The organism is Citrobacter sp. wls706, from assembly GCF_005281305.1.
Taxonomy (GTDB): Bacteria; Pseudomonadota; Gammaproteobacteria; order Enterobacterales; family Enterobacteriaceae; genus Citrobacter; species Citrobacter werkmanii.
On the sequence record NZ_SZXG01000012.1, the window covers coordinates 11,857 to 24,879 of the forward strand.

Here is a 13,023-nt window from a genome sequence, read left to right on the forward strand (position 1 = left end):
CTTTGTTAAATGCCTAAAAAACAGGACTTCGGTCCTGTTTTTTTATCTCTGCTAGCGGATTCTTGCGTCTTAAAAAAACACCTCAGCTTTTCGTCAGTAACGGTTGGCATTTTGTAAATCTACCGTTAACCTGATAGCGGACTTCTCTTCTGTAATCACTATGGAACCTCGTCATGTTTGAGAACATTACCGCCGCTCCTGCCGACCCCATTTTGGGTCTGGCTGATTTGTTTCGTGCCGATGACCGCCCAGGAAAAATAAACCTCGGGATCGGTGTATATAAAGATGAGACAGGCAAAACGCCGGTACTGACCAGCGTTAAAAAAGCCGAGCAATATATACTGGAAAATGAAACCACCAAAAACTACCTTGGCATTGACGGTATTCCAGAGTTTGGTCGTTGCACTCAGGAATTACTGTTTGGCAAAGAGAGTTCGCTTATCAACGACAAACGCGCACGTACGGCACAGACCCCAGGCGGCACTGGCGCACTGCGTGTAGCAGCTGATTTCCTGGCAAAAAACACCTCGGCTAAACGCGTTTGGGTAAGCAACCCGAGCTGGCCGAACCATAAGAGCGTCTTTAACTCTGCCGGTCTGGAAGTTCGTGAATATAATTATTACGATGCGGCAAACCATTCATTAGACTTTGATGCGATGCTGGCAAGCCTCAGCGAAGCGCAGGCAGGCGACGTGGTGTTATTCCACGGCTGCTGCCATAACCCAACCGGTATCGATCCTACGCTGGAGCAGTGGCAAACGCTGGCTCAGCTTTCCGTCGATAAAGGTTGGTTGCCGCTGTTTGACTTCGCCTACCAGGGTTTTGCCCGTGGTCTGGAAGAAGATGCGGAAGGTCTGCGCGCATTCGCGGCACTGCACAAAGAGCTGATCGTCGCCAGCTCCTACTCCAAGAACTTTGGTTTGTACAATGAGCGCGTAGGTGCCTGTACGTTGGTTGCAGCCGATGCTGAAACCGTTGACCGCGCGTTTAGCCAGATGAAATCAGCCATTCGTGCTAACTATTCCAACCCGCCTGCACACGGCGCATCCGTAGTCGCTACGATTCTGAGCAACGACGCGCTGCGCGCCATCTGGGAACAAGAGCTGACTGATATGCGCCAACGCATTCAGCGCATGCGTTTACTGTTCGTGAATACGCTGCAGGAGAAAGGTGCAAGCCGCGACTTCAGCTTTATCATCAAACAAAACGGCATGTTCTCATTCAGCGGCCTGACCAAAGAGCAGGTTCTGCGCCTGCGTGAAGAGTTTGGTGTCTATGCCGTCGCTTCCGGACGTGTAAACGTAGCCGGAATGACGCCAGATAACATGGCGCCGCTGTGCGAAGCGATTGTCGCAGTACTGTAATCAATAGCGCACAAAAAAAGGCCGCAATCGCGGCCTTTTTATTTATCTGCGGTTTTACCAGACAGGCATTTCATCCTGCAGAAACGGGTTATGTAACCGTTCGTGGCCCAGCGTAGAAAGTGGACCGTGGCCCGGAATAAACGTCACGTCATCGCCCAGCGGCAACAGTTTACGTTTAATCGAATCGATCAATTGACTGTGATCGCCGCGCGGGAAATCACTGCGCCCTACGCCACCTTTGAAAATCACGTCACCCGAAATCAGTAACTTTGACTGCTCATCAAAGAAGACCACATGCCCTGGCGTGTGACCGGGACAATGGAGCACCTGTAATGTGACATTACCCACGCTTACCCGATCGCCTTCATTTAACCAGCGATCGGGCGTCAGCGGCTCACAATCTCCCAGGCCAAACATCCGGCTCTGAGCAGGCAACCCCTGTAACCAGAACTCATCTTCTTTTTCCGGGCCAATAACCGGTACACCATAATGCTGTGCCAGTTCAGCCGCCGCCCCTACGTGGTCAAGATGACCATGGGTAAGCAGGATCTGCATAAGCGTCAGACCGCTGGCATCCACTTCCTGTTTGATTTTCCCGGCATCGCCGCCGGGATCGACCAGCGCGGCCAGACGTGTCTGCTCACACCAGATTAACGAGCAGTTCTGGGCAAATGCAGTGACCGGAATAATACGATAGTTCATACAGCTCCTGTTTCATTAAGCTTACGGATCACCAGTGCCGTGCAGGTCCGGTGTCAATATGCACAAAGTTACTGCTGGGGTAGTATCCTACACCACCTGCGCGCATAGATAACGCAGCTTTGCGAATATTACTTAATGCGATGCCTTCAATATGGAAATCCATAGCCTGGCCTTTCGTGTGGTAGCTTTTCTTAGCGACACCACGGCTGCGCGCACGGAGTTCATTATTGGTATCGATTGAGCGATAGCCAGAGATCAGCTGTACGGGTTTACGCGTGCCCAGCAGACCCTGCAGACGGAAGAGTTGGTCAAACAATCCCGGGTCAATGGATTTCACTTTATTGGCCCGAAAATCACGGAAAAAGTGGTTAAGTTTTGCTAATTCGTCCTGAATATAGCCCCTGCCATCAAAAAACTCTGCTTTTATTGACTCACCGGTATGCAGGTTATTCAGAGTCAATATACGCGGACGTGGGGTGGAGAGTGTGGCAAACGCAGGCGTAGGCAGGATGGCAGCGCCGAGGGCAATGCCACCAAGCGCCAGCAGTTTGCGGCGATTAGCGTCAAATTTGTCCATGGTATTAAGGTCTACAAGGTCAATGTTATCGTATGTATGCTCTAGCGCACGCGGGAAACCTTATCTGGCTAAGTAGTCCACGTCAAGGCTCCCAACCCCAGGAAATACGGGGCTTGCAGCCATTTAGCCCCATTTCCAACATAACTTACGACAATCATTTTCCTCGAACTGCTTCATTTATCTGATTAATTGTTCGGCTTTTGACACAATTTGTGCGCTGGATCGCGCTGTCAGATCGTAATTGTAAATATCTGTACGATACTGCGTCCGCCCATCCGCCCCCACAAACGCGGTCAGGTAGTAAAGATTGACCGGAATATTCTGACGAATATTCACGTACCGCGTATCCCCTTGCTTCAGGGCGTCCGAGATGCGCGTATCATTCCAGCCCGCATCCTGTAGCAGCATATTCGCCAGCTCAGATGCCTTATTCACACGCACGCAGCCTGAGCTAAGCGCCCGCGTATCTTTCTGGAACAGGTTGTGGTTTGGCGTATCGTGCAGATAAATAGCATCTGAACTCGGCATATTAAATTTATAACGGCCGAGCGAGTTACGCGCGCCCGGCGCCTGCTGGAAGCGGAACGGCAGATTCGATGCGGTAATGGTCGCCCAGTCAACCTGCCATGGATCTATCGTCTCTTTGCTATTCCAGCCGCGCATTACGGTATAGCCGTGACGCTCAAGGTATCCCGGGTCATTCCACACCTTAGGCAGAATATCTTTACGTGCCAGCGTCGGCGGTACGTTCCACGGTGGGTTAACGACCACATTATTCAGCGCACTGCTCATCATCGGCGTTTTGCGATCGGGACGCCCGACAATAACGCGTGAGGCTAGCACCTGATTGCCGTTCTGATAATAAACCAGCGAGTAGGCAGGAATATTCACCATGATACCGGTAGACAAATCACTCGGCAGCAGGCGCAAACGCTGAATATTCAACGCCAGCACACCTGCACGCTGAGCGGGCGTTACGTTCAGCCAGTCACGCGTTGCGGGTCCAATGGCGCCATCGGCCCCCAACCCCTGCCACGTCTGGAAACGCTTCACTGCCGCAACCAGTTCACTGCCGTAAGCGCTACGCCCTTCTTTAGCAGCCGTACTGACGACTGATTCAAGCATCCCGGTGCGGCGTAAGATTTCACGCAACGCGGGGATATCGTTACTCCACTCGCCAGGACGCAGCGTCGCGGTACTGGTTAACTGCGGCCAGGGACGCGTATCGCTCACCAGTTTTAACAACGATTCATGCATGGCTGCATACTGCGGATGCTGAGGCGCCAGGCCGGTAATAAACGACGTCAGTTGCCCATTATCCAGCGCCACCTGCCATTGGTTGATCACGGAAATCGGCGGAGTTGCCAGCGCATAGGGCTTATTACTGTAGAGCCAGCGATTACCTTTGACGGGGATATTTGCGATAAAGTGCAGATATCCCATCAGGGCATCAGAAAGCACGATGTCTCGCGCCTGACCCGTTACCGCCGGGTCGGTAAGCAATGCGACCCAGGTGGTAAATTGCGGCTGAAATCCGGCAATCGCCACCTCGGCTAACTGTTGCTGAAACGCTTTTACCGCATCTCGATTTTCCCACATCGGTTTCATTTCGCGAGCGGCATACAGCAATTCCAGCTGGCTCATATAAACCGGCGTGAAGCCCGCGGGAAGTTGAGATTGTAATTTGGCGCGAGCGCTATCGACAGACACGCCCTCCGGCAGCGGTTGAATACCCGCCATGATAGCAGTCGCGGAAGATTGAACCTGCGGTTGCGGTAACGCTGTTGGCTGTTCACTGACGGACGCTGAGCTATCGCCAGGGATCATTTCAGGCTCATCGGCCTGCGCATTGAACAGTGGAGCGAATGTTACGGCCAGGCACAAACTAATTGCCGACAGCCGACGACCACACATTTTATTAAGCAACATCCCTTGCCCCCTGTTTTCTTTATCATACTTTGAGTAGCCAGGCCGTAGCATTCCCCTTTTGTTTGCTGGGGTCGGACCTGTAAAACGCCAATACACGCTGAAGTATGACTAGCAAGCCTGCCACGAGTTAGGCTTACCTTTAGTATATAAACATCAAATAGTTTTTGCCTAACCTAATGTAAAGAAGTCTAAAGAAATTACACCAGGCATTATGTGCTTTTCAGAAAAGAAGAAGGCGGCTATTTAGCCGCCTTCTTACTTAGCTTGCCTGCGAGGAAGCGTCTTCCGTTCCTGGCAGTGGCTCAGGTAACTGCGGGGCAAACCCGCGCAGGCCCACCACGTGAACATGCTCGGTGTTCTGGAAGACTTTACGTACCAGTTTATAGGTGGTGCCTTTCTCCGGGCTGATGTTTTCCGGCGCAGCGATAATCAGTTGCATCTGCAAACGCTCGCACAGTTCAAACAGGGTCGCGATAGATCGGGCATCAAGTCGCGCAGCTTCATCAAGGAACAGCAGACGACAAGGCGAGATATCTTTACCGCGCAGTCTGCGACCTTCGTCTTCCCAGCTCTGCACAACCATCACCAGAATAGACATCCCGGTACCGATCGCCTCACCCGTTGACAGTGCGCCAGATTCAGCACGCAGCCAGCCGTCTGAACCACGGTTAACCTCGACTTCCATTTCCAGATAGTTACGGTAGTCCAGCAGCTCTTCACCAATGGTTTGCGGCGTGCGTTGCCCCATATCAATCTGCGGATTCAGACGCTGATACAGCTTCGCCAGCGCTTCAGAGAAGGTCAGACGGTTGCTGTTAAACAGATCCTGATGCTGTTCATGCTGCTCGGAAAGTACGTCCAGCAAGGTGGCGTGGGTTTCACGCACGTTGACGTTCAGACGAACGCTATTTACCTGGCCAAACGATACGCTTTGCAGACCCTGGTTCAACATACGGATACGGTTTTGTTCGCGCTGAATCGTCTTACGAATGATGTTCGCCACGCTGCGGGAGCTGATCGCCAGCTTCTGTTCACGCGAGGTTAATTCTTCCGTCAAACGGCTCAGTTCGATCTCCATCTGTTCAATCGCTTCCACCGGATCGTCGGTACGAATAATATCCTGACGAATACGTTCACGCAGATGCTGATAAACCGCGACAAAGAACTGAATTTTACGCTCCGGGCGCTTCGGATCTTCAGACATGCGCAACACATCACGCAGGTGTTCGTTATCCGCCACCGCCAGACGCAGCGCGCCCAACGCCTTATCCGACATCGAACGCAGTTCATCGCCAGAAAGATACGCCAGCTCGCGACGGTGCAGACGGCGTTCAACGCCATTGTCTTTCACCATGCGCATGACCGCACACCAGCCGGCTTTCGCGGTGACTACCTGTTCGCGCATCTCAAAATAATCGCGTTCCAGTTTGCGCAATTTGCGGGTCAGGTTATCCATCTCCGCTTCGCAGAAGGTCAGCGCTTTTTCCAGTTGGTTACGGCGCGCACGGTTGTTACTGAGCTGCGCATGCAGTTCATCACGACGGATACGGGCACGCTCTTCCGCGCCGCTGTCAGCACGAACGCCGATATCCTGCAGTTCACGTTGTAAATCGTTGAGCAGTTCTTTTTTAGTGTCATAGGAGCTTTTCAGCGACGCCATGACCTGGTTGTACTGGCTTAACTGCGCGGCGTGGCTGCGCAGCGCTTCACGAGCGCGGGTACGTTCAGCTTCCGCCTGTTCCAGACGCTGGCGCAGTTTTTCGTTCAGATCGCTGTTGCCGCTCAGCATTTCGGCTGAATCGGAATAGCTAAAGTGCGCCCGGCGTTGTACGACCTCAGTCAGCGCAAACGCCTGCTGACGCGCATCACGCTGCATCTGCTGGGAATACGCGTAATCTTCCTTCAGTTGTTCAAACTGCTCAGGGTCATTTTGCAGAACCGAAACCATCGGTTCCAGTTTGGCTAACTGATTACCGTGCTGCTGCACAAAACGCGCCGCTTCCTGAGCTTCATCCAGACGCTCGCGAATTTCGTCCACGCGATCGGCCAGCGTTTCATCGGCCAGCAGATTCAAACGCGGCAGCAGGCGGTTCAGCGCAGAAACCCCCTCTTTCGCCTGTTCAAACTGCATACGGCTTTGCTGGTTATCATTTTCATGATTGGTCAGCGCACGCTCCAGCTCAACGCGGCGGCTGTTCAACTGACGAATTTCGGCTTCTGGATCGGCTTCAAACGCCACTGACAAATGGCTGCCGATAAAGCGGCTGAACGCCTGATGCAGACGCTGGGTTTTCTGGACGTCAAAAGAGAGCGTGGCAAAACGTTCAGACAGCCCTTCACGCTCGGCATGCAGGGTTTCGATACGGCTTTCGCGCGCCGCACGACCAAAAATCGGCACCGTCGGGAAGCGGGAATAACGCCACTGGCGCTCGGCGGTTTTCACCACCACCGCTTTTTCCAGCTCATCGACGCTGAAAACGCTGTCATCAAATGACTGCGGATCCCCTTCGATAAAATAGAGATCTTCCGGACAATCCGTCAGTCCTTCAAGCTGTTCGGTAATCAGCGACAGATCCGGCACCACGATAGCATGGCGTGAGGGGCCGTACAGCGCGGAGAAGTACGGCGCATCTTCAAGGCTAACGTCGTCATAAATTTCTGACAGCAGCACGCCACCGAAGCGTTCCGCCAGCGCGTTCAGACGTTGATCTTCCGCCCCGCCCGGCTGACTTAAACGTTCAATTTCTTCATCAACCGCGTTTTTGCGCGCGCCAACTTCATCGCGCTCAACAATGGCTTCACGCTCGCGCTCCAGCAATTGCTGCAGATACTCGGTCACGTCCTGGCTGGAGGTAAACTCTTCGCCGCACTGTTCGCTAAGTTGATTCAGGCTATTTTGCGCGGCCAGCCAGACCGGTGCGCGTTTCATCAAATGCTGGATACGCGACTGCAGCTGTTCCTGTTCCTGACGCAACGTCATTCGCTGTTCGCTGGCGGACGATACGCTGTCCGACAAGGCGGCGATACGCGCTTCCAGTTCCTGATGTAGCGCTTCCAGTTCATCAATATCGAACTGTTTACCCTGGCGTTTGCAGAATTCAGCCAGCAGCCGCTCGGCGTCCTGCTGCTCGCGCAGACGCTGCTCCAGTTCGCTAAGACGCATACGCAACGGCTGAACCTGTTCCGCCAGGTGACGCTGCTCAACACCTTCCCGCAGCAGTTCACGCGCCACGCTCCAGGCCTCACTACGCGCCAGTGGGCCGTTGATCGCCGCCACCAGCTGATAAGCCTGTTCAAACTGACTGTGCGCGGTTTGCGCCACGCTCATTTTTTGTTCCAGCGTCAACAGTTTTTCTGTAGCTTCCTGCTCTTTGGCCTGGAAGGTTTCCAGCCATTCAGCAGCGCTGTCGGCTGTCAGATCCGGTAAGTGACACAGCTCTTTGGCCCGGCTTAACGCCTGAATTGCCTGGGCATACTGGATAGCTCGCGTTTGCTGGACATCCAGCGCCTGCTGGTAATCGGCAAGCTGACTTTTCAGCTCATCCACCTCCAGCTCAGCAGCTTCCGCGCGGGCTTCGTTTTCATCCTGGCGGTCAACGGCTTCCGCGACCACTTCATTTTGCTCTTCGAGACGGACCTGTAATTCTTCGAGATCCGCTTCATAGCGTTCAATTTTTTCCTGCTGACGCAGCGCGGTTTGCACCAGATTGAGGTGATCGCTTGCCGCCTGGTAATCAGCTTCCAGATCGCCTTCCGCACCGTTGTGCTCGCCCAGCTCGCGCGCCATATCTACGTGTTTATACTGCTCAGCAGCCAACTGCTTGCGTGAGGTATGCAGTTCACGACGATATTCCAGCGCTTTATCCAGATGAATACGGCGCTCGTTGGCATGGCGCATATAATCCGCTGCCACATAGTTGGTCGCTTCGCTGATCAAATGCTTAAACAGATCGCGGTCAGACTGGGTTACGCGAATCGCTTCCAGCGTCATGCGGTTTTCACGCAGCGCGGCTTCCATATCCTGGAACGCTTTGCGCACGCCACCGTTTTCTGGCAGCAGGTAATCACGCAGTGAGCGAGTAATGGCGCTGGAGATACCGCCATACAGCGAGGCTTCAATCAGACGATAGAATTTACTACGATCGGACGCAGAGCGCAGACGACGGGCAATGATGCCCAGATCGAACATCAGCGAGTGATAATCCGTTATCGAGTTGAACTGCTTAAACTGCACGCCTTCCATCTCATCAAGCTTCTCTTTCAGCTCAGGGAGAGACAGGACGCGCGCCTGGCGTTCATTCAGCGTTTCCGTAACCAACTGAGTGGGCTGCACCGACATCGGTAGCCCCTGAATGGCAAACGGCTTGATATCCACTTTACGATCGCGACCGGCAACCTGTTGCAGACGAACGCCGACAACCACGCGCTGATGGCGGGAGTTGAGGACGTCAAGCATTGAGTAACAGACACCCGCTTTGAGCTTACCGTGCAGACCTTTGTCACGTGAACCGCTGGTCGCACCGGCTTCGGTGGTATTACGGAAATGCAGCAGGGTTAAATCCGGGATGAGCGCCGTAACAAATGCCGCCATGGTCGTGGATTTACCCGCACCGTTACCACCGGACAGCGTGGTAACCAGTTCATCCAGGTCGAACGTACGGGCAAAAAAACCATTCCAGTTAATCAGCGTAAGTGAGCGAAATTTACCGCGTTCAATCATTATTCTTCTTCTCCACTGTCCGGCTGATTCTCTTCGGGCTCATCGTTAAGCTGCAGGCGGTTTTCGACCGGCATCGCTTCGCCATCACGAATTAAGCGACGCTGGGCTTCACGCGGATCGTCACCGCTGCGCACGTCCGCGCCAAAGCGGAAGACCGATTCCGTAATACGGAATTTGCTGCTGTCGTGGCCCAGAAACCACACCATGCCTAAGCGACGCAGACGGTTTAGCGAAGAACGTACCTTTTCCTGTAGCTTCTGACGGTCAACGTCCGAACCGGTTGAACGATTGTTCACCAACTTCAGCAGTTTCGCTTCGTCCGCCAGCGTCAACAGCTCGTCGTACAACTCTTGTTGGGTAAAAATCCCTTCATTCGCCAGGCGTTCCGGGCTGAGATAGAGATAGCAAAGAATTTTACCCACCATCATGTCCAGTTCGGACAGAACCGAACGCGGAATGAGCGTCGTTGAACGCGGGCGAAGATAGAAGAACCCTTCCGGCGCGCGGATCAGTTCCACGTTATAGCGGCTGTAAAATTCTTCAAAATACTCCTGAAAATCCATCAGGAAGGCATGATTATCCAGTTCATCCAGGCCGATATGTCGGCCCGAACGTAAGGCGCTATCCAGCGCCGGAAATAACGGATTCGCCAGCGCCTGCGCCAGCTTTACCGGCATCACTTGTTCAATATTTGTCAATGACATGCGCCTGTACCTTGGCTCCGTAATCATTAATCGGCTGCCATTTAGCTGGCAGTCCGGTGAAATCTGCTTGCGCTACGCCAAGACGTACCGCCTGATCGATAACAATACGCGCGACGTCGAAGTGACGCGCACGTGGATATTGCGCCAGATACTCGCGCACTACCAAACCGAGATCCAGTGGCGTTTGTCTGGATTTGTAGATAGCCAACTGTTCTTCGATGATCGCCGCCAGTTGCTCACGGATCTCGTTAAACTCTTCATATTCCAGATCTGTCGGAAGTTCACCGGTGACCTCTTCGTCACGCAGGACCATCTCTTCATCACGCATATCGAGCAGACGGTCGGCATTGGCATAAGTCAGCGCCCACGGTTCGTCAAAATAAGTCTGCACGGACTGGCGCAAACGCTGGGCAAAGACGCGGTTTTTATCCATATCAATCGCGGTACGGATAAACTTATGCACATGACGATCGTAACCAATCCACAAATCAATAGACTGCTGACCCCAACTGATAATGCGGTCGAGTTTGCTTTGTAAGTCAAACACCAGCCTGTCGACAAAATGCAAATCGTCATGCGTCATCGTGGCATCCTGGATGCGTAACAGGTTTGCCTGTAGCTTATCCCCCGCCGCTTCCAACGTATCCTGCAGTTCGCGCAGCGTCCCGGAAGTTTCAGAAAGCAGCAGTTCACAGCTGGAAATCGCCGCCCGCCAGTCTTTGTTCAGCAACTGCGCGATATCGTCTTTCACCTGCTGCTGCTGTTCATCCATGATGCGCTGGGTGAGATCGATACTGTCAAAAATCTCCGCCACCGAATATTTCAATGGCGCATATACATTGCGATGCCAGTGAAACTCATCGCCACCTTCCGCTGCCGCATCCGCCGCGCGCTTCAATTCACCGGCCACAATCGACAACTGCATAGAAAGACGCAGTGTAGAGAATTCGCGTTGACGAATATAATAATCGGTGATGCCAATGCCGAGCGGCGTCAAACGATAAATCGCGTTTCCTTCTGCCTGCTCGCTGGTAAAGCGGTTCAGCAGACGTTGACGCACCATATCGTTGATCGCGTTGTTCGCGCGTACACCAATGGTTTCGCTGGTTTGCTCAAACGCATCACTCACATGGCGGAACGCATCCACCAGCTCACCTTCACTCATCTCGCCGTCAAGTCGCTCGCCGTTCAGAGTGGCGACCGCCAGCAGGAACGAAAGTCTGTCTACCGGCAGAGAGATGGAGAAGTCATTTTTTCTGGCCCAGGCAACCAGTTCGGGGACTGTCTGGGAAAATTCACTCATAGGTTATCCTTGCATCTGCGGCTCGGGCCGGACTTTTAATCGCGGTGACATGAATATAGCGCCCAAGGCTGATATACGGTTCCTGGCGGCAATAGCGCGTTTCTAACTCAAGTAACATTTCGTAGTCGTCATGCTGTTTATGCTTATCCCGCAGATAATCATGAAACACACGGACGCCTGTTTTACTCGTTACCTGCCAACCGATCTCTTCCAGCCACTGGTAAACCTGCCCCGGATCGCGTGGGTAGTCCGGTGAAAGCGTACGCTTTTTACGTTTCGGCATCCCCACCTGCACATAGTCAAAGTTCCCTGCGACCATGTTATGCATCAACAGACCGTTAGCATTGTAGAACATTAACGACAGCGCGCCGCCGGGACGCAATACTGACCACAGCGTCTGTAATACGCTGACGGGATCCGTCACCCATTCCAGCACAGCATGAAACAATATCAGATCAACCGGGGTTTCCAAATGCGCAGTAACGTCCTGAGCGGCGCATTGTATAAAATGCATGTTTCCGCTCACACCTTTTGCCTCTGCCGCCTGTTTCGCACGGGCGATCATTTCGCCTGACAGATCGCATAATGTCACGAAGTGCCCACGTTGCGCCATCTTGATGGCCGTTTGCCCTTCACCACCGCCGGCATCCAGAATGTGCAATTTTTGCTCACCGAATGTCGCTAATAATCGATCCAAATCCTGCCAAAGGATAGCCTGTCTTAATTGACCTTTGGTGGTGCCGTAAATGTTACGGGAAAACTTCTCTGCAATGTCATCAAAATTGCGATCCCGCATCGGGCTCTCCACATGCTGGCTTTAGGGTGACTAAGTAAAACCGCTATTTTGTCACACCCACGCCGAGAATGAACCTTCCTGGTGTAATATCCCTGCAGATCCCCTGCTGTATGGTTAAAAAAGGAACCAAAAAGGATGCTTTTTACGCTGAAGAAAGTGATTGGCGGTATGATGCTGCCGCTTCCGCTGATGCTAACGATGATGGGTATTGGCCTGGCGCTGGTCTGGTTTAGCCGCTTTCAAAAAACAGGGAAAGTGTGTATCAGCCTGAGTTGGCTGGCGCTATTACTCCTGAGCTTGCAACCCGTCGCCGACAGCTTGCTGAAACCTATTGAGGATAGCTATCCCACCTGGCAGGATACGCAAAAAGTAGAATATGTTGTGGTGCTGGGCGGAGGATATACCTGGAACCCACAGTGGGCGCCGAGTTCAAACCTGATTAGCAATAGCCTTCCACGTTTGAATGAAGGTATTCGCCTATGGCGCGCGAATCCAGGGTCGAAGCTTATCTTTACCGGTGCCGCCGCAAAAACGAATAACGTTAGTACCGCGGAAGCCGGCGCCCGCGTAGCACAGTCGCTGGGGGTGCCGCCGGGTGACATCATCACGCTGGATCAACCCAAAGATACTGAAGAAGAAGCAGTGGCAGTAAAGCAGGCCATCGGCAACGCGCCGTTTCTGCTGGTGACCTCCGCATCGCACTTACCGCGTGCCATGATTTTCTTCCAGCAGGCCGGGCTACACCCGCTGCCAGCACCTGCCAATCAGTTAGCGATTGATTCCCCGCTTAATCCATGGGAGCGGGCAATTCCCTCGCCCGTCTGGTTAATGCACAGCGATCGTGTCGGATACGAAACGCTGGGACGCATCTGGCAGTGGCTGAAAGGAAGGGAACATTGACAGAAATGTTGCCTCTTATCAGGCCTAC

General features: G+C 53.2%; 9 protein-coding genes. 2 read left to right on the forward strand and 7 right to left on the reverse strand.

Annotated elements, in window-relative coordinates; genetic code table 11:
• Positions 1 to 173 precede the first annotated feature (173 nt).
• Positions 174 to 1,364: an aspartate transaminase gene (gene aspC / locus FDW92_RS04490; protein ID WP_042309427.1), complete on the forward strand. Its 1,191-nt coding sequence runs from the start codon at positions 174 to 176 to the stop codon at positions 1,362 to 1,364.
• A gap of 54 nt (positions 1,365 to 1,418) precedes the next feature.
• Here aspC and FDW92_RS04495 read toward each other — a convergent pair whose 3' ends face one another.
• From FDW92_RS04495 to cmoM, 7 genes are all read right to left on the reverse strand, one after another.
• A complete protein-coding gene (locus FDW92_RS04495) occupies positions 1,419 to 2,066 on the reverse strand; it encodes an MBL fold metallo-hydrolase (RefSeq protein WP_042309428.1) in 648 nt (215 codons plus the stop codon).
• A 28-nt stretch (positions 2,067 to 2,094) separates the two neighbouring features.
• On the reverse strand, positions 2,095 to 2,643 hold the full coding sequence (locus FDW92_RS04500; RefSeq protein WP_003831948.1) for a YcbK family protein: 549 nt from the start codon (positions 2,641 to 2,643) through the stop codon (positions 2,095 to 2,097).
• A 177-nt stretch (positions 2,644 to 2,820) separates the two neighbouring features.
• Complete coding sequence (gene ldtD / locus FDW92_RS04505; RefSeq protein ID WP_042309431.1) at positions 2,821 to 4,572, reverse strand: L,D-transpeptidase; 1,752 nt, start codon at positions 4,570 to 4,572, stop codon at positions 2,821 to 2,823.
• A gap of 259 nt (positions 4,573 to 4,831) precedes the next feature.
• Entirely contained in the window at positions 4,832 to 9,292 is a 4,461-nt protein-coding gene (gene mukB, locus FDW92_RS04510) for a chromosome partition protein MukB (protein WP_042309432.1), read from the reverse strand.
• On the reverse strand, positions 9,292 to 9,996 hold the full coding sequence (mukE, locus tag FDW92_RS04515; protein WP_042309434.1) for a chromosome partition protein MukE: 705 nt from the start codon (positions 9,994 to 9,996) through the stop codon (positions 9,292 to 9,294). Before mukE ends, mukB begins: the two co-directional genes overlap by 1 nt.
• On the reverse strand, positions 9,977 to 11,299 hold the full coding sequence (gene mukF, locus FDW92_RS04520) for a chromosome partition protein MukF (RefSeq protein WP_042309436.1): 1,323 nt from the start codon (positions 11,297 to 11,299) through the stop codon (positions 9,977 to 9,979). Before mukF ends, mukE begins: the two co-directional genes overlap by 20 nt.
• Complete coding sequence (gene cmoM / locus FDW92_RS04525; RefSeq protein ID WP_137400552.1) at positions 11,292 to 12,095, reverse strand: tRNA uridine 5-oxyacetic acid(34) methyltransferase CmoM; 804 nt, start codon at positions 12,093 to 12,095, stop codon at positions 11,292 to 11,294. The genes mukF and cmoM overlap by 8 nt, the downstream gene beginning before the upstream one ends.
• Before the next feature lie 135 nt (positions 12,096 to 12,230).
• Between cmoM and elyC the strand changes: the two genes are divergently transcribed.
• Complete coding sequence (gene elyC / locus FDW92_RS04530) at positions 12,231 to 12,995, forward strand: envelope biogenesis factor ElyC (protein ID WP_042309440.1); 765 nt, start codon at positions 12,231 to 12,233, stop codon at positions 12,993 to 12,995.
• Positions 12,996 to 13,023: the final 28 nt, after the last annotated feature.